A 19,837-nucleotide genomic window follows, 5' to 3' on the forward strand; every position below is an offset into this window, starting at 1 on the left:
CACGGGGACGGAGTCGGCGTGACCGACGTTTATTACTTGGTCCAGTCTGTGGTGTCAGTCGAAATGGCAGTACTATCGACAGAAGACGAGGGGAAATTTCTCATGGACGCACAGGGAGAACAGATCGGCATCGTGACCGAGGTTGACCCGGAGGGGCAGATTGCGTACGTCGAACCGGACCCGGACCTCACCGAGGCCTGGGTGCAGGGGCTCGGGTTCGGTGACGCCGACGAGGACGACATTGAGGTCGCCGCCGACGCCATCGGAACGATAACTGACAGCGAACTGCGTGTGACTGTCGACCTGTAGTCACGCGACAGACTCGGGACACTCGCCCACACGAACTTCCACCACTTGACGCGCTCCGTGCGTTCATACAGGTCGGGAAGCCGCGCCGGCGCAGTCGGCTCGGAGATGCTTCGAGCATCAGTTGCGACCCGAGCGTCTGTTTTTACGGAGTCGACAGCGGGCGCACGCGACCATAGAGGGGATAAGATATCACAGTAGCTGAGGAATAGCGGGATAGCAGGGTACTAAGAGCGCTTTTGCTGGGGAAGCCGTCTAACATCGGCAAGCAACAGTCGAAAAAAGAGGGCTACTCAATTTCGATTCGGTTCGAGTCACTGGCATCGTCCGCGCGCGGCAGCGTTATTTCGAGCACGCCGTTGTGGTAGGTGGCCGTGATGTCATCGTCCATTACCGGCTCGGGAACGGTGACACGTTCGGTGACTCGTCGGCTGTGTCGGCGAGCGCCATCGCTCGTTTCCGCAGCGACAGTCGATTCGCCTTGGATACTGAGGACACCATCCTCGAAGCGAACGGCGAGGTCGTCGCGCTCAAAGCCCGGGAGGTCGACCATCACGGCGTACCCGTCGTCGGTCTCGTCGACATGAAGGTTCGTGTCGATGCCGTGCTGGCGGTGGTCGACCGAGCGCGTGCTAGCGGCTGGTCGGTCGGCACGGTATCCGGGACTGTCAGCCATTCGGCGTCTCGAATCGTCATCCATCCGCCGGCCCAGATTGTCGTCCATCATCTCTCGTTGCGTCTGTGCGAAGAGTCGGAACATTGTCTCGAAGGGGTCGTTGCTGTGTGTCATAATCACCTTATATAAGCTCGTACTGATATTAACAATTGCGTAACACGTGCTATCACGGGGAGACGGAAGTGCCGTCCGTAGGCTGCGTTCGGCCGGCTCGAAAATGCGTGGTGAGATACCGTAGCGGAACTGTTTTGTCAGGCGTACAGCTAGAACAGCCACAGATAACCGCCGAGTACCCGGTCCGTCGGTGGCCGGGCGACTGGACACGAAACACACCATGGCAACCGATTCCGGCACCCGGATAGACCCTTCGGCTGACGAGGTATCGAACTACGACTACCAGAATGAGACTGTCGCTCGGTCTGGCCTCGTCGACGACCTACAGGCGCGCGTCAACGGCGAGGTCCGGTTCGACGAGTACTCGCGGCAGTTGTATGCGACCGACGCCAGCCTCTATGAGGTGCTGCCCATTGGCGTCGTCTATCCACAGTCAACCGAGGACGTGGCCGCGGTCATGTCCTACTGCGCCCAGCGTGAGATTCCGGTTCTACCGCGGGGCGGCGGGACGAGCCTCGCCGGCCAGACCGTCAACGAAGCCGTCGTGCTGGATTTCTCACGGTACATGAACGACCTCGTCGGGGCCCGGCCCGACGACCGGCGAGCGCGAGCCCAGCCGGGCATCAAGCTCGGCGACCTGAACGGGGAGCTGGCCGACCACGGGCTGAAGTTCGCGCCGGACCCGGCGTGGGGCGACAAGAGCGTTCTCGGCGGCGCTATCGGTAACAACTCCACCGGCGCACACTCCCTGCAGTACGGCAAGACCGACGCCTACATCGAAGAGTGCGAGGTCGTCCTCGCGGACGGCACCGTCACCACGTTCGGCGAGGTCACCCGCGAGGAACTGCGCGACCGAGCGGACCCCGACGGTGACCTCGAAGCCCGGATTTACGCCGAAATCGAGCGAATACTCGCCGAGGAGGGCGAGGAGATTGAGAGCCACTACCCGGACCTGAAGCGCAACGTCTCTGGGTATAACCTCGACTGGGTGCTCGACGACGCACAGGACGGGACCATCAACGTCGCCTCGCTGCTGGCCGGCAGCGAAGGGACCCTCGCAATTGTCACCGAGGCCGAGGTGTCTCTGGAGCCGATTCCAGAAACCAAGTCGATGGGCCTGCTCGCCTACGAGGGGCTCATCGAGGCTATGGAAGACGTGGCGGACATTCTCGAACACGATCCGGCTGCCGTCGAGGTGCTCGACGACGTACTCATCGACCTGGCCCAAGACACCGCCGAGTTCGAAGACGTGGTTGGGATGTTGCCCGAGGGGACTCGGGCGGTCCTCATCGTAGAGTTCTACGCCGACGACGAGGAGAGCGGGCGACAGAAAGTCGCCGACCTGCTTGTGGACCGAACGAACGGCGTCGACCCCGCCGCCGACCCGACCGCGGACCGGACCGTCGTTGACACGCCGATACGGGCGTTCGACGCTATGGAGGCCCACGACGAGGCGAAACGCGAGAAATTCTGGAAGATGCGCAAATCCGGCCTCCCGATACTACTCTCGCGGACGACTGACGAGAAACACGGCTCGTTCATCGAGGACACCGCCATCCCGCCGGCGAACCTCCCGGAGTACGTCGCCGACTTTCAAGAGATTCTGGAGGAGCACGACACCTTCGCCTCCTTCTACGCCCACGCCGGCCCCGGCGTGCTCCACATCCGGCCGCTCATCAACACCAAGTCGGTCGAGGGCGTCGAGACCATGGAGTCCATCGCCGACGCGGTGACCGACCTCGTCGTCAAATACGGCGGGAGCGTCTCGGGCGAACACGGTGACGGCCGCGCCCGCACGCAGTGGAACGAGAAGCTCTACGGCCCGGACCTCTGGGAGACCTTCCAGGAACTCAAGTCCGCGTTCGACCCCGACTGGCTGCTCAACCCCGGGCAGGTCGTCGGTGTCGACGCGGGCGAGGTCGAGTCCGGCGCGATGCCCGAGCGGGCGCGCACTGTCGATATGACCGAGAACCTCCGTTTCGACCCGGAATACGAGTTCGATGCGGGCTTTGACCCCGCGCTGGAGTGGGACAACGACAACGGGATGCAGGGGATGGTCGAACTCTGTCACGGCTGTGGCGGCTGTCGCGGCCCGCAGGAGACGACCGGTGGCGTGATGTGCCCGACCTATCGAGCATCCGAGGAGGAAATGACGACGACGCGGGGGCGGGCAAATATGCTCCGGCAAGCGATGAGCGGCGACCTGCCGGACGACCCTACGGACGAGGAGTTCATGCACGAGGTGCTCGACCTCTGTATCGGCTGCAAGGGGTGTGCGAAGGACTGCCCGAGCGAGGTCGACATGGCGAAGCTCAAAGCCGAGGTGACACACGCCTACCATCAGGAACACGGGTCCAGCCTGCGGGACAAGGTGTTCGCCAACGTCGACGCGCTGGCCGGGTTAGGCAGTTCCTTCGCGCCACTGTCAAACCTCGCGACGAAGGTGCCGGGCGCTCGAACGGTGCTGGAGAAGGCGGTCGGTATCGCCCCCGACCGCACGCTGCCGAGCTTCCAGCGCACGACGCTGCAGGACTGGTTCGACGAACGCGGCCCGCAAATCCCGGCGGACGAAGCCGAGCGGCGGGCGCTGCTGTTCCCCGATACGTACACGAACTACAGCCATCCCGAGGTCGGGAAAGCCGCCGTTCGCGTCCTCGAAGCCGCGGGCGTCCACGTCCAGCTCGCCGACCGAACCGACAGCGGACGGCCGGCCCACTCGAAGGGCTTTCTGGACCAGTCCCGGGCGACCGCGCGGGACAACATTGATGCGCTCGTCCCCGCGGTCAAGGAGGGCTGGGACGTGGTGCTGGTCGAACCAAGCGACGCCGTGATGTTCCAGTCGGACTATCTAGACCTGCTGTCGGGCGAGGACGTGGAGACGCTGGCCGCCAACGCCTACGGCGTCTGTGAGTACCTCGATACCTTCCGACTGGACGAAGCGGCCGACTGGGACGTGCCGGCCGAGACGCTGACCTACCACGGCCACTGTCACCAGAAGGCGACAAAGAAGGACCACCACGCCGTCGGTGTCCTCCGACGGGCCGGCTACGACGTGGACCCGCTGGATTCGGGCTGTTGTGGCATGGCCGGCTCTTTCGGCTACGAGGCCGAGCACTTCTCGATGAGCAAAGCCATCGGCGCGATCCTGTTCGATCAGATCGGCGAGAGTCGCGGCGACACCGTGGTCGCGCCCGGCGCATCCTGTCGCACGCAACTGGACGACTGGGACGAAAGCGACGGCGAACCGCCGCATCCGGTGGAGAAGCTCGATGCGGCCCTAGCCTGACGGTTCGTCGGGCTGGCGAACCGCTTGAACGATGCCGACCGTCTGGCCGACCAGCGCAAGTCCGATGCCGGCGAGCAACGTGGTTTCCGCCGGCGGGAACAGCGCGCCAGCGTACACCGCCGCACCGAGAACACTCAGCACTGCGCCGGCCGTGTACGCCCGCTGGCCTGCCGGAACGTGCTTCCCAGTGTAGTAGAGGCCGACGCCCGGAACAGCCATCCACCCCAGTAGTGTCGTCGTCAGGAACGGAACCCGGAGCGGAGAGTAGAGGAAACCGACGATGCCGCCGACGGTGAGCAGGAGTCCAACGAGCAGAATATCGCGCCAGATCCGGAGGACGCCCGTCACCATCTCGTCCCACGAAAGGACGGCGAACGCAGCGATGAGGACGGCGGCAACGACGTGGAATATCAGCACGGTCCGGTCAGTGACCACATCGAGATGGGCCAGCCCCACGAGCAGCCACGCCAGCGGGATGAGGACGGTCGGACCCTGTGCACGCAAGCGAGGGAACATACGCCTCACTGTGCCCCCCACAATCAAGAAACGTCGGTCGTGCGGACAGGTGTCACGCTCGCGGGAGTTCGACGACGAAGTGCGCGCCGTCAAGGTCGGTATCGGGGAAGGCCGCGTCGGTTTTGCTGGCGGTGTCAGCGAGGGAGATATCGCCGCCGAAACTCGTAACGAGCGTTTCGACGAGATGGAGTCCGCCGCCGTGCGTGTCGCCCGCCCGCGGGTCGAAAACGCTGTCACGCTGGTCGTCGGGAATTCCCGGACCGTCGTCGACAACGTGGGTCTCGATGACATCGTCGGTCTCGCGGATCGCGACGAACACCGATGGCTGATGATATCTGTCTCCCGTCAACTCTGTCGTCTCCGCCCGCTGTGCCTCGCTCGGCAGCGCTGCTCCGTCCGTCGCGGTCCCCTCAGCGGAGAGTTCTGCTGCCGGCGTCCCGTGTTCGATAGCGTTCTCGATGAGGTTCCGGAGAACCGGGCGAGCGGCCTCGTTGGTGTATGCCATTGCGCTGTCCGGGGCTTGAAGTTCGATGGTGATGGGATGTGTTTGCTCGATTCGCTGTATCACCGCCCCGGCAATCCCGACGATGTCGGTCGGTTCGAATGCCGGGTCGGAACTGAGGGTCTCAACGACCGCCCCGGCGTTGTCGACCAAGCTATCGAGTTCGGTTACCTGCTCGTGGATCGCGTCCGCTGCCGTTTGAACCGTGTCCGAGTCGGCGTTCCGTCGAATGATCGTCGCGCGGCCATCAATAACGACGAGTCCGTTCGCGATATCGTGTCGAAACAGGTCGTTGACGAACGACAGCGTGTTCGCGGTTCGGGTCGCGCGACTGGCATCCTGACGGGCCCGAACCGCAAGCGTGCCCGCGATGAGTCCCGTGACAGCGCCCGTCTCCATCGCCAACAGGGTGACGAACACCGGTTCGGCGATTGTTCGACCCTCCATCATGCGGATAAAGACGCTCAAACCGATGACAGCCCCGACTGCAAGGCTGCCGATAACGCTCCAGACGAAGACGGTCCATATCTGCTCCCCCGGTGTCGACGACGAGACGAGGCGATAGCTGCCATACACTAGCACCAGCGGCAGTAGCCCGTCGAGGACCAACGCGAGCGCAGGGCCGCCGACCTGTCCGATACGCTGTGTCTCGATACCGAGGTGCCAGACGATGGCCGCACCTGTGAACGCGAGTCCGAAGCCAGCAAGCAGCCACGGCGCAAGGCGGGCCCGGCTACCACGGTACATAATTATGACTTGTGCTCGAACGGCTAATTCCATTTGGTTAGTGATCCGGTAAGACCGAACGCGACGCCGTGGCGTCTATAGCCAGCCGGGAGAGCCGGCGGCGCATGTGCCATGACAGTATTACACACTCCCTAATCGCCAGACAGCGGTCGGATCTTTCTGTTTCCCACCAGAGCATCGTACCGACACTGTTATCCGTGGTGCTGGCATCTCTTTGGTTGCAATGGCGAAAGGAACGGTTGATTTCTTCAACGACACTGGCGGTTACGGTTTCATCGACACTGAGGACGCGGACGAGGACGTCTTCTTCCACATGGAAGACATCGGCGGCCCGGACCTCGAGGAAGGACAGGAGCTCGAATTTGACATCGAGCAGGCGGACAAGGGTCCGCGCGCCAACAACGTCACGAGGCTCTAACAATGGCGGAAGGCACTGTCGACTTCTTCAACGACACTGGTGGTTACGGCTTCATCGAAACCGACGATGCGGACGAAGACGTCTTCTTCCACATGGAAGACGTCGGCGGCCCTGACCTCGAAGAGGGGCAGGAAGTCGAGTTCGACATCGAGCAGGCGGACAAGGGTCCGCGTGCGACCAACCTCACGCGACTGTAAGACGGCATCTGTCTTCAGTCTAGCATTATAATCACTTGTCAGCGGTCGCGGTGTACCATAGCGTACACGGCAGTGTCGCTGGCACGTACATAACTCACGACGAGCAACAGCGCTCGCCGGCGCGTCACTACGTCATCAGTGGCGACGCTGCCCGATAGACGATTTCCATCGGCAGCCCCGTCGCATCTCGCGGCGGCTCGGGCGGGAGCGTGTACAGTTCTCCATCACCCGGCTGTGCTGTGTACGCGAGAGCGACGGCGTCCAGCACGTCGTCGACGGCCACCGCTGTGCCACCGGTCGCTTCGGCGGCTTTCTGGACTGTCGGGGCTGCGTCACGGTCGTAATGCGCGAGAATCCGCATCCGCTCAGCGTACCCTCCGGCAGTGTGCTTCGGGTGAGTGAGCGGCTCGCCGCCAAGTGCTCGGAAGCAGACTTCCGGATGAGACTCCCGAATGGCAGCGGCGGCCTCGGGCAGTTCCTGCAGGAGTTCGTCGACTCTGGCGAGGCTGTCGCTCCGTGCGAACGCCCGCTCGGAGAGTTCGTGTCCAGTCTTGCGCTTGTGGACGCGATTGGCCGTCGAGTATCGCTGTTTCCGGGTCGCTTCTCGTACTGGCGGCGTGCGGACCGTCGTGCTTCGCTCACCAAGGACTGACCGAGCGAGTTCATCACACCGGCGGTCCGGCTCGCCGGATTCGACAAGTCCGATCGGCACCCCGACCAGAATCCGGCGGGCGCGCTCCTCGTAAGCTGCCCAGCACGCGCCGATACTATCGAACACGGACGTGTGGTCGAAGCCGTCGCCGGTGAACGCCACAGCGACCCAGGACTCGTCGCTTCGATCGACGCCGACGTACAACGGTTCCGCCATTATGAATACTCGTTCCGACGGGCGCAAAAGTGTATCCCGAGGTGTTTTTTGGCCAACCAGTCGGTCTTCGGGCTATCGGTCGAAGCGCTGACTGCCCCGACGAAAGGTTATGACCGCCCGAATTTCGTGAGGTCCTTGAGCGGGACGAGCCGGTGTTCCATCGCCGGCTTGGTGTAGCCAGCTGACTCCTCGGAGACGCCGCTGGTGAACACCAGCATCTTCTGCTGGAGGACGTGCGGTATGCCGTCGTTGTCCCGTATGATGTCGACCGAGCGCCACGCTTCGTCTTCCATGTGTTAGAGTCACACGCCACTCCCACCTGTCTCTTTCCCCGTCAGGAGTGCGCCCCAACGAATGCCGTCCGGAGCCGCGCACCACAATCTGGACAGCACAGCGTCTGCCAGCGGTCGATGTCGAGGTCACCGAACGTCGCCCGGCGAATGGCTTCCTCAACGGTGACCGACCGGGAGCAGGTATCACACTCCTCAGCCATACGGATTGTTGGCGGGCCACAGACAGAACCCGCTCGTCCACAGGCATTTAGCCGGCACGAGCATGGGACCAAATATGGACGGCGTCGTGCTCGCTGCCGGCGAAGGGACGCGGATGCGACCGCTCACTGCAGACAAGCCGAAGGGACTGGTCGAGGTGGCCGGAAAGCCGCTGCTGACACACTGCTTCGAGACGCTACGGTCAGTCGGCGGCGACCGGCTGGTCGTCGTTATCGGCTACCGCGCCGACGACATCCTGTCTCACTACGGCGACCAGTACCGAGGCACGCCGATAGCGTACGTCCGGCAGGACGAGCAACTGGGGCTTGCCCATGCGCTCGAACAGGCCAGATCCGCCGTCGACGGAACCTTCGTCGTGCTGAACGGCGACAACGTCTGCCGGGCGAACCTGAGCGACGCGATTGCCCGTCACCGCGAGACTGACGCCAGCGCGACGCTACTCGTCGAGAGCGTGTCGCGGGCGGAAGCCAGGTCGACCGGTGTCGTCACGACAGACAGCGAGGGCCGGGTGACCGGCCTCGTCGAAAAGCCATCGGACCCGCCGTCGACACTGGTCACGCGGGGCTTCTTTGTCTTCGAACCGGCTATCGGCCACGCCTGCGTGCTGACGCGACCTTCCGAACGCGGCGAGTACGAACTCCCCGACGCAATCGACCTGTTGCTGAGTGCCGGTCACCGCGTCGAGGCGGTCGAACTCGACGGGTGGTGTCACAACGTCAACGAACCGGGCGACATCGACGCGGTTGAGGACCGGCTCGCGTGACAGCTCGGCCGCTGCCAGGCGACACAGCGCGCGGACACGGTGACAGAACACCGAAGGGGTTCCACCCCAATACAGGGGTATGACAGCCGTTCGGCCGCTCGTGCTCGTCGCGATCGCCGTTCTCGTTTCGCTGGCCGGTTGCGGGGCGCTGTTCGGCAGCGGCGGAGAGGCACCCTCCGAGGCGACGGTAACGCCCGCCGCCGTGCCGACGGATGAGCCGGAAGCGGCGGAGACGACGAGCGGGTACTGGGGCAACGTCTCCGTCGACGCCAACAGGTCGGCGGTGACACAGCCGCGGGTCCTCGAACTACGACCGAACTGCGAGCGGCCGCCGGGACTTGTCGTCCACATTCAGGTGCTTGCGCTGCAGAACAACGACCCGGCGACGAACGAGGGCATCAACACCACCTGGCAGTTCGCGTCCCCGTCGAACCGGGACCTGACAGGACCGTACGCGAACTTCGTCCGGACAATCCAGAGCGGATTCGAACCGCTCCTGAACGCGACGGGCGTGCGGTACGGGCCGCTGGACCGCGACGGCGACACCGCCTCACAGCCAGTGACGGTCGTTGACGCGAACGAAACGACGACGCGCTACCGGTGGACGGTGGAAAAGCAGACCGAGGCGCCCTACGAGGGCTGCTGGATGACGGCGGGCGTCGCGCCGGCCTAACCTTCCATCCCGCTGAAGGAGAGGCCGCCTTCGATGTAGCGCTGGGCGAACAGGTACGCCAGCATGATCGGCGAGGCGAAGGTGAGCGCGAACGCGGAGAAGCGCGCCCACGGGATGGAGTACTCGTCAACCATCGCGTACAGGCCGACCGGCAGCGTGTAGTTCTCCGTCCCCAGCAGCGTCTGGGCGACGACGAACTCCGTCCAGCCGGTGAGGAAGACGAAGATGAACACCGTCGCCAGCCCGGCAGTCGACATCGGGATAATGACCTCCGTCACCACGCGCCACGGCGGCGCGCCGTCGACGACGGCGGCCTCCTCGTAGGAGACCGGGATGCCGTCCATGTAGGTCTTCAGCAACCACGTGTTGAACGGCACGGCAGTCGCAGCGTAGTACACCGCAAGCGCCAGCTTGCTGTCGTTGATGCCGAACTGGACGTACAGCGCGTACATCCCGATGAGCAAGGCCACGCCGAGACCGCCTCCGACCTGCGTCATCAGGACGTAGAGGAACAGCACTTTCCGACGGAAAAGGAACTCCCGCCGCGAGAGGGCATACGCTGCCGGAATAATGAGCGACATCGCGATCAGCACGGTCGGAATCGCTACCATGAGGCTGTTCCAGAGGAAGTGCTTGAAATCCGACGGACGGTCGACGCCGTAGTCGGAGGCGTCCAGAATTTCGATCCCCGGCGTCTGGAACACGAAGGCGAGGTCAGTGAACGGGATGGCGGCGGAGATCGAATACGACGGGACGATGAGGTCACCGATAACCCAGATGAACGGTTTGACCGTTGGATTCGCGGGAAACAGCGAGAAGCTCTCTGAGGTGTACAGCGAGCTTCCGGAGCCGGAGAGAGCCGCCATCAGAATCCAGTAGATCGGGAAGAGGAGTGCCAGCACCACCAGTGTCGCGCCAATCGTCGAGAGGATGACCTTCAGAACCTCCGACGCGGGTAGCTCGCCGCGACGGACCGCCTGCACAGTGTAGGACCACTTTCGAACGGTTCGGGCGGGCATCGTGGCGAACGTCTTGATGTCATCGCTGAGCTTCCGGGCGATTGCACCGAGCAACATCAGTCGTTCACCCCGTCGGCGAGTTTCCCTTTCTTGACGTTGAGCCACATGAACGCGCCGATGAACACGAGCGCGATGATGCTGATGGCCGCACCACGACCGTACTGCTGGAACGACAGTGCCTCACGATAGCCGTAGACGACGATGAGTTCGTTCGCCCGTGCCGGGCCGCCTTGGTTGAACACGAACGGAATGAGGAACTGCTGGAACGACGCCGCAGATGTCAGAATCGACGCAAACAGGACGGGCCGCTTGATCGACGGCAGGGTGATGTGCGCAAAGCGTGCTAAGAACCCCGCGCCGTCGACGACGGCCGCCTCGTGGAGTTCTTCGGGCACGTCCTGGAGTGCGCTGACGGTGATGATGACCATGAACGGGTACGCCAGCCACGCCTCCGTGACGTTGTATGCGACGAAGGCAGTCCAGCGGCCCGAAAGCCACGCGACCGAACTCGCCCCGAACGCGGTCAGTAGCTGGTTCATCAGCCCGAACTCGGCGGAACTGAAGATGCCGCGCCACACGGTGATAGTGAAAATCGGCGGCAGCCCCATCGGGAAGATGATGAGCGAGCGCAGGACACGCTTGCCACGGACGAGTTCGCTGGTCACGACGAGTGCGATAGCCAGACTCGCTCCGATTTTGAGCGTGACGCTCGTGGCAACAAACAGCCAGGTGACACCGAAGGAGTTCCAGAACTGGCCGTCAGTCAGCACGTCGGCGTAGTTCTCCAGCCCGACGAACAGCGCGTCACCGAACGTGAGCACGGCAACGACGCCCTCGCCGGCGAATAGATTCGCCGGCTGGGCGTTGGTAAAGGAGATCCCCAGCAGATAAAGGACCGGGAACAGCATGAACGCCGAGAAGACGAACAGCCCCGGGAGCACTAACAGTAACGACGCGTCGTCCCGCGTCAGAAACGGGACCGACTCGATGCGGTCCGCCGCTCGTGAAACGGTACTCATGGGCGCTTCTTACTCCCAGTTGCTGCGGATTTCCTCGGCGGCGGTTGTCAGTGCGTCTTCGGCGCTCGAATCGCCGTTGAACGCCTCGATAAGAGCGTTCTCAAGCGGCGACCACACCTTGTTCATGCGCGGGTCGGTCGGCATCGGGACCCCCTGGCTGACGGTCTGGGAGTACGTCTGGACGTGGTCGGGGAGTTCGTCGCTGCCGACGAGGCTGTCGAGCACCGGAATCGAACCCTGCTCCTCGGCGAGTCGCGTGGCGTGGTCCTCGTTGGTAGCGAACCACTCGACGAAGTTCCGGGCGGCCGTGGCGTCGGCCCCGCCCTCGCTCATCCCATCCGCGAAGTACCACATCGAGATGCCGGTGTACGGCGTCACCTCGCCGCCGTTGATATCGGGGAACGTCGCCACTTCGTAGTTCACGTCGCTCTGGTTCAGCGTCGCCAGATACCACGGTCCGTTGACCGCGAAGGCGGCGTTCCCCTCGGAGAACGTCGCAGCCTGCGGTTCGTAGTTCGGGTCGTCGGGCATGTACGGACGGAGGGTGTCGAGAGCGAACTGGAGCCCCTCGATAGCTTCGTCGGCATCCAGCCCGAGCGCCGGGTCCTGCTCCGGGTCGAAGTAGTAGCCACCGAAGGCCTGTATCCACCCGCTCGTGAAGTACGGGTCAAACGGCGCGGCGAGGCCGTACTGGCTGCTGCTCGGGTCGTGGTACGATTCCATGGCCGACACCATGTCGTCGATAGTCTCGGGCGCTTCGTCGACGATGTCCGTGTTGTAGATTAGCGTCACCGTCTCCGCCGAGTGCGGGAGGCCGACGACGGCGTCGTCGAACTGGACGGCGGAGGCGGCGGCGTCCGTGAACTGGTCTAAGCTCACGGAGAGTTCGTCGGACTGGTCGACGACGAACTCGCGCTGGTAGTAGTCGCCCACCCAGTCGTGTGCCCATTCGAAGACCTCCGGCCCCTGCCCGGCCGGAATCGCGCTCGTGGTCTTCTTTTCCATGTTGGAGATGTCCGACCCGTCGACGCCGAACTCCGTCTCACTCGCGAACGTCTCCATCGCGTCCTCGCGGGCAGGTATCTCTGAATCCTGAAGCTGGTACCACGCCGTCGCGGTCCCGCCGGACTGCTGACTCCCGCCGCTTGCCCCATCGCCCGATCCGTCGCCAGAAGCCGTTTCCCCCTCTGAGCCGCCATTGCCCTGCTCTTGCACACTACAGCCAGCAAGGGCTGTAGCCGCCCCGACACCGCCGATCCGTTTGAGCACCGTCCGTCGTTCCATTGTCATGGTTAGATATGGGATGAAATAGTCTTTCACAACTTAAATCATTCGGAAATAGAAGGAGACAATGATGATAGATTCCGAGAGTCGGTGTGAAATCGTCCCGCTGTGTATCGGTTTCAACAGATCGGATAGGGGAGAATAAACGAAGTAATATCTTTTCTAAAATTCAACCGGAAGCGTAACACTCACAGTACCGACCCCGTACCGTAGGCGTATGCACCATCCAGGCCCGCCGCGGTTCGCCACCGTCGGCGAATCGGTCGAACTGGCCCCGCGCCAGCCCGACCCCGGCATGGCTGCCGAGTGGCGGTTAGTCGAGCGGCCGGCGGCGAGTACGGCAACGCTTGGCGACGGCCCGGTCTGTCACCTCGAACCCGACGTGCCGGGCGTCTATCGTGCCGAGCTAATCGTGCCGGACGGCACGCACGAGCAAGTCATCCGAGCGTTCCCGGGCGTCACCGAGACGGCTCGATTCAGCGTCACGGCGGACGACTTCGACGGCGACGAGCTCACCGTCGCCGACCGCGCCATCGTCATCGGAACGTTCAACGACTTCACGATGGGAACCCACTGGGCCGAGCGCGACGGCGACGAGTGGGTCATCGAGGCCGACCTCCCACCGGGAACCCACCACGCCATTTTCAGTTTCGACGGCTCCTTCGAATCGACCGCGACCGACGAGGTCACTGTCGAGGGACCGGGTCGCCCCCGGGTCGAACTCACCAGTCAGGCGGAGGACGGAGACTTCGTCGTCTCGGCGGACGCCCGCGCGGCCCCGTCGGGGAGCGAACCGGAAGTCGAGTTCTATCTCGACGGCCGCGACGCGCTGGAAGAGTCGGCCGTGACCATCGACGGCGACGAACTCCGGGTGCCACACGAAGCCCTGCCGGAGATGGCCCGCGTTCACGCGGTTGCCGTCGCCGAGCGCCACAGCGTCGCGGACACGCTGGTCGTGGAACGCGGCGGAGAGAACGGGGAGACGGGCACAGGCGAGACAGTGTCCGTCTCGCGGCCGGCCGACCCGCCGGCCTGGGCCGGCGACGCCACCATCTACGAGATATTCGTCCGGTCGTTCGCCGGCGAAACCGTCGACACGACCTTCGAGGCTATCGAGCGGCGGGTCCCCTACATCGAGTCGCTGGGCGTCGACGTAGTGTGGCTCACCCCTGTTCAGGCAAGTCCGACCCGCCACGGCTACCACATCACTGACTTCTTTGACACTGCCGAGGACCTGGGAACACGCGAAGAGTTCGAGTCGCTGGTCGACCGACTCCACGACGCCGGGATTCGGGTTGTCTTCGACCTAGTCATCAACCACAGCTCGCGGGACCACCCGGCGTTCCAGCTTCACCGGGCCGGTGTCCCCGAGTACGCCGACTATTACGAGCGAATCCCGGTGTCACAGGATGTCTCCGACGTCGACTGGGCAGGAACGGACGCACCGGGCTACTACTTCAACTGGACACGGATTCCGAACCTCAACTACGACTCGCTCGCGGTGCGGCGCTGGATGCTCGACGTGGTAGACGAGTGGCGCGACGTGGTCGACGGGTTCCGCTGTGACGTCGCCTGGGGCGTGCCACACGGGTTCTGGAAGGAAGTCCGGGAGCGGGTGAAAGCTGACGACCCCGAGTTCCTGCTGCTCGACGAGACGGTCCCACGCGACGCCGCCTTCGCCGAAAACGAGTTCGACGTTCACTACGACACGGACCTGTTCGACACGCTCCGCGACATCGGGACCGGCGAGGAACCAGCGTCGGTGCTGTTCGAGGCGCTCGACGCGACGGCCGAGCACGGCTACCCCGACCGTGCCGGCCACATGCGGTATGTCGACAACCACGACGAAGACCGCTATCTCGACGAGTGCGGAGCCGCGTCACTGCAGGCGGCCGTCGGGGCCACGTTCACGCTCCCCGGAACGCCGATGGTTTACGCCGGCCAGGAACGGGGCGTCGAACAACAGCGCGGGACGATGCGCTGGCACGACGGCGATAACGCACTGACCGACTTCCACCGGCGACTGGTGGCGCTGCGAGCGGACCACGCGGCACTGCGCGTGCCCGGGGTGTGCCCGGTTGCCCACACCGTCGAGACAGGCGATGCTGACAGAGTCGTCGCGTACGAGCGCACCGACGGCGATGAGACGCTGGTGGTCGTCCTGCACTTCGGCGACGGAACAGCGAAGGTCTCACTCGACACCATCGACGAAGAGACCGACCTTCTCAGCGGCAATCCGGTCGGCGGCGACGGGACAGTCGAGGTCGGCGATATCGTTGTGGTACCGGCGACGAGAGAGCGCTGACAGCGCTCGGTTCCACAACCGAACCGACTCTGCTAGAACTTCTATGAAAAATCCCATCAAACTTATTAGCGATGGGTGTGAGACTCTGTGTAATGGCGAGTCTCGAACTAGACGGTCTCCGGAAGGAGTTCGACGGTGGCTCCATCGTGGCGGTCGACGACATCGACCTGTCCATCGACGATGGGGAGTTCGTAACGGTCGTCGGCCCGTCGGGGTGTGGGAAATCGACGACACTGCGGATGATTGCCGGGCTTGAGCGGCCGACGAGCGGCCGTATCCGCATCGGCGACGAGGACGTAACAGACGTCCACGCCCGCAAGCGCGACGTGGCGATGGTGTTCCAGAACTACGCGCTGTACCCGCACAAGTCCATCCGACAGAACATGGCGTTTGGCCTCCGGATGAGCACGGACCTCTCGAAGGCGGAACGGCAGGAGCGGGTCACCGAGACGGCGGAGATGATGGGTATCGGCGACCTGCTTGATGACACGCCGGACCAGCTCTCCGGCGGCCAGAAGCAGCGGGTCGCGCTCGGGCGCGCCATTGTCCGCGAGCCCGACGTGTTCCTCTTCGACGAGCCACTCAGCAACCTTGACGCGAAGCTCCGGACGACGATGCGGACGGAAATCCAGCGCCTGCAAGAGGAGCTCGGAATTACGGCTGTCTACGTCACCCACGACCAGGAAGAAGCCATGACCATGGGCGACCGCATCGTCATCCTCAACGACGGGAAGCTCCAGCAGGCCGGCCGGCCGAAGACGGTGTACGAGAACCCGACCAACCAGTTCGTTGGCGGCTTCGTCGGCTCGCCCTCGATGAACTTCCTCGACGTGACCGCGGAGCCGCTCAGCAGCGGCGTACGGCTTACCGGCGCGCACGACGACTTTTCCTATGACCTCACGGGCGGCCGCGCCAGTGCCTTCGGCGACATCCAGCGCGGGTCGTACGTGCTGGGTATCCGACCGGAGCACGTTTCGGTCAGCGACGGCGGCGACCAGAACGCCGTCCCGGCGACAGTCGACGTGCTCGAACCCATCGGCAGCGACAACTATCTCTATCTCGACCTGGGCGAATCGAAGACCGGATTCGAGGGCGATGGCGCGCCGGATTTCATCGCCAGGGTCAGCACCGACGTTGAGCCGGCCATCGGCGACCGTGTGCAGGTGTCGTTCGACGAATCCGCCGTCCATCTGTTCGACCCGGAGACCGGAGAAGCTGTTACGGCCGGCGAGGACGCGCCCGTTGCAACGCCACAGTAGGGCAGCAGTCAGTGGTCCGGTCCCGGACGTAGTCACTGTTTTCGGTCAGGCAGACATTCTTCCATTCCTTCGCGACGTTCCGAAGTGAACAGGCCGCGTAGAAGGAGTTATTCGCGGACGCTCAGCGGCTCAGCAGTGAGTTCCCCGGCGTCATCGAGGTGGGCCACAGTGGCCAGCCGGAGTGCGTGGGGCCAGCCGAGCGGTGTGCCACAGTCCGGCGTCCCGTCGTCGAACAGTTGCTCGGGGAGGTAGCCGCTGGACTGGACGAGTGAGCCGCCGGGAAGAATCTCCCCCAGCAGGTCCCGGGACCGGGTGTAGGCCGCCGCCGCTCTGCTGTCGTCGGCGTCACGCAGGAGGGCACCCAGCTGGGCGGCACTGTTTGCGCCCCACGCCGTCGAGACGGTCCAGATTTTCTCGCGGTCTTGCGAGCCACGCCGCCAGTCGTCGCCCTCGAAGCGGATGAGACCACGGATGTCGCCGGTGTCCCGTTCCAGCCCGTCAAGTGTCGTCTCGACGTGGGTGTAGAGCCGGTCGCGGGTCTCCGCTGGCAGGTCGATAGCTTCGGCAGCGACGCGACAGGCAGCGGGGAGGGCCAGCGTCGCGGAGTCCAGTCGGTTGTCGATGGTCCCATCGTGTTCACGAAGGGCGTAGCGGTCACCGGTCCACAGCGCGTCCAGCGAAGACAACACCGTCTCGGCCTGCGACCGGGCGTGGTCTCGGAGCGTGGCGCAGACGGGCGCGCGGGCAACGGCCGCGTAGGCGTGCAGGAAGGTCGCAGCGGTGTGCGTGAACCGACCCTGCATGTTCTCCCAGGCGTTCTGGCAGGCAATGGGGAGGCCGTCGTCGGCCAGCGTGTCGTCGATGCTCTCGACGGCGCGCCCGAGCGTGGCTTCGATGCACTCCGGGTCGGCCGGCTCGCCGGTCCGGAGATACGTCGCGAGGAAGCTGGTGACGCTCGCGGTCTGGTCGGCCTGGTAGTCGGCGTCAGAACCGCTTTCGAGCCGGGCGTTCGCCCAGCCTGGCGCGAGCGTCTCGTCGCCGGGCCAGACACGGTGGGGCCAGCTCCCGTCCGGTTGCTGCGTGCGACAGTAGAATTCGGCGGAGCGCTGGTGCCACGAATCGAGTCCAAGGTCGAACGTCCCGTCGGCTTCGAGCAGGAAGGCCGATATCTCGGCGTCGTCGCGGAACCACGTGTAGCCGTAGCCGCCGGAGGTGACGTAGTACGGGTCGAAGTCCGGCGCGGCGATTCTGGCCCCGTTCGCGGCCGAAAGCAGCGAGAGGACCCGGAGGTCGGCGACGACGCTCTCCCGGTTCGGCGTCTCTGCGGGCACGGTCCATCGCCGCTGTGCCTGGCCTGCTTCGAGCAGTGTCTCCGAAGTGTAGTGGTCGCTCACCAGCCGGTCGATGGTCGACAGCGCCGTATCGCGGTCGGTGTCGTTCGCGTCCGTCAGCAGCGTCGTCAGCGTGACGCCACCGTCGACGAACGGCGCGGACAGCAGGACGCCGCCAGTTAGCGTCGTGTCCTCGTACCGGCGCGCACCGGTGTCCCGAGGGAACGAGACCGGGTCGTCGTCGACGAGTTCGGAGAACCGCTCGGGAATCTGGCCCGCAACAGTGTCGAGTTCGGTAGAGACGCCAATGAAGTCGTGTTCGGACCGGTGGTAGGCCTCGACGGAGTTTCCGTGCATCAGCAGGCTCTGCTGGCCGGTCCGTCCGTCTGGTGCGAAATCGACGAACGCCCGAAGCGATACGTCGGCGGGCGCGTCGCCGCGAAGTTCGAACCGGGTGACGTGGGCCTGCTCGATGGTGCAGTCCGTCTGGACAACGGCCCAGTCGCCGCAGTCGTGGATCGTCTCGACGACGCCGGCGTCACCGCGATACCGCTGGTCAGCGTCGGCGCTGAACCACGTCGTCGAACCCGTTTCGATGCCGAACCGCGAGCGGTCGATTCCTGTGAGCCCACACAGCGGATAGGAGTAGTCCCGCAGCGAGCCGTCGTTGTCAACATGCACCAAGCGGCTGTCAAGTCCGGAGAAACTGCCCGTCGTAGAGCGGAGTTCACCCGGGAACTGGTGGCGGCGGTCCCGCGTCCGCTTGAAGTCGTTGAGTGCCGTCCGGAGCGTCATTAGAGAGAGACACCACTGCAGGGGATATAAAATATGGTGTAATAGTTTTTCATTCTTATAAATCCAGTGTCGGGCAGTCGAAGGTAGATACCCGTGCCGGCAGCTTCGAAGGCGTTTCCGGGCTACACAGCACCGAAACACAGTTATCCGCCGCCGTTACCAGATGTGAACAGATGGACGATTCGACTCTCAGGGACAGGCTGGAACAACTGGGCCTGTCGGAGAAGGAAGTCGACACGTACCTGTCGATTCTCAGCAGCGGCGAGGCCACAGCCAGCGAAATCGCCGACGACACCGGCGTTTCCAAACGGTACGTCTACAGCATCAGTGAATCGCTCGAAGACCGCGGGTTCGTCGAGGTCAACGACCACGTCGTGCCCACGACGATCCGCGCCCGGCCACCCGAGGAGGTCATCGACGCCCTGACCGACCGGCTCGAAGAGATGAGCGGGGCACTCGATTCCCGATACTCTGCGAGTGCGCGAGAACCCCAGCAGTTCGACGTCATCAAGTCGCGGGTGACGGTCATCAAACGGCTCACGGAGTACATCAGGAACGCGGAGCGCGAAATCATGCTGTCGGTTCCCCAGCAGTACCTCCCGGAGATTTCGGAGGAACTGGGTGCGGCCGTCGACCGCGGCGTCCTCGTGATGCTGGTCGTCAGCAGCGCCGACAACCTGCGCTCGGACGACGCGAGTGGGCTGGCCTCCGTGGTCCGGTCCTGGGACCAGCCGATGCCAATAATGCTCACCGTCGACGCCCAGTTCGGCCTCGTCTCGCCGGCCGAAATGGTGACACGCACCAACTCCGACCAGCGCGCTATCGCCTTCGTCCAGCAACAACTCGTCCCGGTACTGTCGGGGTCGTTCCTCGGGAACTACTGGCTGATGGCCACCGAGGTGGCCGTCACCGACCCGGCTCCGCTCCCGGCCACATACCACGACTTCCGTCACGCCGTTCTGCAGGCGACGCTCCACCTGCGCGCCGACCACGATATCCACGTCTCCGCAGACGTGCGGGCGGTACAGGCCGACGACGACACCACCACCATCGAGGGGACCGTCGTTGAGACGAAACAGGGCCTCGTCGAGCCGGAGACAAACTCCTACCCCATCGAACACACGCTGGTCGTCGATATCGGCGACCGGACTGTCTCGCTGGGCGGCTCCGGGTCGTTCCTCGAGGACTACGAAACCGACGCAGTCACACTCTCGCTGGCCGAGTGACGGACTTCGTCCCGCCTGAAA

At 64.1% G+C, this 19,837-nt stretch carries 19 protein-coding genes; 9 read left to right on the plus strand and 10 right to left on the minus strand.

The genetic code is table 11. The features are described 5' to 3' along the window. Positions 1 to 63 precede the first annotated feature (63 nt). Positions 64 to 309 (plus strand): hypothetical protein, encoded by a 246-nt coding sequence (locus tag RR_RS14420; RefSeq protein WP_004958991.1) that lies wholly within the window; start codon positions 64 to 66, stop codon positions 307 to 309. Positions 310 to 595: 286 nt separating this feature from the next. Here the strand turns inward: RR_RS14420 and RR_RS14425 are convergent, their stop codons facing one another. Beyond that, the gene (locus RR_RS14425; protein ID WP_007189378.1) at positions 596 to 1,096 is read right to left on the minus strand and encodes an Hsp20/alpha crystallin family protein; all 501 of its coding nucleotides are present in this window, start codon (positions 1,094 to 1,096) and stop codon (positions 596 to 598) included. A gap of 220 nt (positions 1,097 to 1,316) precedes the next feature. On the opposite strand from RR_RS14425, the gene RR_RS14430 reads away from it, so the two are divergent. After that, positions 1,317 to 4,382 (plus strand): FAD-binding and (Fe-S)-binding domain-containing protein, encoded by a 3,066-nt coding sequence (locus tag RR_RS14430; protein WP_011224163.1) that lies wholly within the window; start codon positions 1,317 to 1,319, stop codon positions 4,380 to 4,382. On the opposite strand, the gene RR_RS14435 is transcribed toward RR_RS14430, so the two are convergent. Beyond that, the gene (locus tag RR_RS14435; protein WP_011224164.1) at positions 4,374 to 4,898 is read right to left on the minus strand and encodes a hypothetical protein; all 525 of its coding nucleotides are present in this window, start codon (positions 4,896 to 4,898) and stop codon (positions 4,374 to 4,376) included. The two genes, RR_RS14430 and RR_RS14435, sit on opposite strands and share 9 nt — an antisense overlap. Positions 4,899 to 4,950: 52 nt before the next feature. Further along, complete coding sequence (locus tag RR_RS14440; RefSeq protein ID WP_232508532.1) at positions 4,951 to 6,147, minus strand: ATP-binding protein; 1,197 nt, start codon at positions 6,145 to 6,147, stop codon at positions 4,951 to 4,953. 223 nt (positions 6,148 to 6,370) lie between these two features. On the opposite strand from RR_RS14440, the gene RR_RS14445 reads away from it, so the two are divergent. Continuing rightward, positions 6,371 to 6,565, plus strand: coding sequence for a cold-shock protein (locus RR_RS14445; RefSeq protein WP_004515390.1), 195 nt, complete (start codon positions 6,371 to 6,373; stop codon positions 6,563 to 6,565). A gap of 2 nt (positions 6,566 to 6,567) precedes the next feature. Continuing rightward, a complete protein-coding gene (locus RR_RS14450) occupies positions 6,568 to 6,762 on the plus strand; it encodes a cold-shock protein (protein WP_004515391.1) in 195 nt (64 codons plus the stop codon). Positions 6,763 to 6,889: 127 nt separating this feature from the next. Here the strand turns inward: RR_RS14450 and RR_RS14455 are convergent, their stop codons facing one another. The 3 genes from RR_RS14455 to RR_RS22465 all read right to left on the minus strand — a co-directional run bounded on the left by RR_RS14455 (position 6,890) and on the right by RR_RS22465 (position 8,123). Continuing rightward, the gene (locus RR_RS14455; protein WP_004959001.1) at positions 6,890 to 7,630 is read right to left on the minus strand and encodes a DUF429 domain-containing protein; all 741 of its coding nucleotides are present in this window, start codon (positions 7,628 to 7,630) and stop codon (positions 6,890 to 6,892) included. 107 nt (positions 7,631 to 7,737) lie between these two features. Beyond that, positions 7,738 to 7,923: a hypothetical protein gene (locus RR_RS14460; RefSeq protein WP_004959004.1), complete on the minus strand. Its 186-nt coding sequence runs from the start codon at positions 7,921 to 7,923 to the stop codon at positions 7,738 to 7,740. A gap of 41 nt (positions 7,924 to 7,964) precedes the next feature. Beyond that, positions 7,965 to 8,123: a hypothetical protein gene (locus RR_RS22465; RefSeq protein WP_011224166.1), complete on the minus strand. Its 159-nt coding sequence runs from the start codon at positions 8,121 to 8,123 to the stop codon at positions 7,965 to 7,967. A 74-nt stretch (positions 8,124 to 8,197) separates the two neighbouring features. On the opposite strand from RR_RS22465, the gene RR_RS14465 reads away from it, so the two are divergent. Continuing rightward, the gene (locus RR_RS14465) at positions 8,198 to 8,905 is read left to right on the plus strand and encodes a nucleotidyltransferase family protein (protein ID WP_049938990.1); all 708 of its coding nucleotides are present in this window, start codon (positions 8,198 to 8,200) and stop codon (positions 8,903 to 8,905) included. 79 nt (positions 8,906 to 8,984) lie between these two features. Beyond that, complete coding sequence (locus RR_RS14470; protein WP_011224168.1) at positions 8,985 to 9,578, plus strand: DUF4864 domain-containing protein; 594 nt, start codon at positions 8,985 to 8,987, stop codon at positions 9,576 to 9,578. Here the strand turns inward: RR_RS14470 and RR_RS14475 are convergent. The 3 genes from RR_RS14475 to RR_RS14485 are packed head-to-tail and all read right to left on the minus strand — an operon-like array spanning position 9,575 to position 12,906. Then, positions 9,575 to 10,654 (minus strand): sugar ABC transporter permease, encoded by a 1,080-nt coding sequence (locus RR_RS14475; protein ID WP_011224169.1) that lies wholly within the window; start codon positions 10,652 to 10,654, stop codon positions 9,575 to 9,577. The two genes, RR_RS14470 and RR_RS14475, sit on opposite strands and share 4 nt — an antisense overlap. Next, complete coding sequence (locus RR_RS14480; RefSeq protein WP_011224170.1) at positions 10,654 to 11,616, minus strand: carbohydrate ABC transporter permease; 963 nt, start codon at positions 11,614 to 11,616, stop codon at positions 10,654 to 10,656. Before RR_RS14480 ends, RR_RS14475 begins: the two co-directional genes overlap by 1 nt. A gap of 9 nt (positions 11,617 to 11,625) precedes the next feature. Continuing rightward, positions 11,626 to 12,906 (minus strand): substrate-binding domain-containing protein, encoded by a 1,281-nt coding sequence (locus RR_RS14485; protein WP_011224171.1) that lies wholly within the window; start codon positions 12,904 to 12,906, stop codon positions 11,626 to 11,628. Between the two features lie 211 nt (positions 12,907 to 13,117). Here RR_RS14485 and RR_RS14490 point away from each other — a divergent pair, with 211 nt between their 5' ends. Together RR_RS14490 and RR_RS14495 are read left to right on the plus strand one after the other, a co-directional pair. Next, positions 13,118 to 15,205, plus strand: coding sequence for an alpha-amylase family glycosyl hydrolase (locus RR_RS14490; protein WP_011224172.1), 2,088 nt, complete (start codon positions 13,118 to 13,120; stop codon positions 15,203 to 15,205). 92 nt (positions 15,206 to 15,297) lie between these two features. Next, on the plus strand, positions 15,298 to 16,464 hold the full coding sequence (locus RR_RS14495; protein WP_004959020.1) for an ABC transporter ATP-binding protein: 1,167 nt from the start codon (positions 15,298 to 15,300) through the stop codon (positions 16,462 to 16,464). 107 nt (positions 16,465 to 16,571) lie between these two features. On the opposite strand, the gene RR_RS14500 is transcribed toward RR_RS14495, so the two are convergent. After that, positions 16,572 to 18,590, minus strand: a complete 2,019-nt coding sequence (locus tag RR_RS14500) for a glycoside hydrolase family 15 protein (protein WP_011224174.1) — start codon at positions 18,588 to 18,590, stop codon at positions 16,572 to 16,574. A 173-nt stretch (positions 18,591 to 18,763) separates the two neighbouring features. Between RR_RS14500 and RR_RS14505 the strand changes: the two genes are divergently transcribed. Next, positions 18,764 to 19,816, plus strand: a complete 1,053-nt coding sequence (locus RR_RS14505) for a TrmB family transcriptional regulator (RefSeq protein ID WP_011224175.1) — start codon at positions 18,764 to 18,766, stop codon at positions 19,814 to 19,816. Positions 19,817 to 19,837 lie beyond the last annotated feature (21 nt).

Source organism: Haloarcula marismortui ATCC 43049, from assembly GCF_000011085.1.
GTDB classification, from domain to species: domain Archaea; phylum Halobacteriota; class Halobacteria; order Halobacteriales; family Haloarculaceae; genus Haloarcula; species Haloarcula marismortui.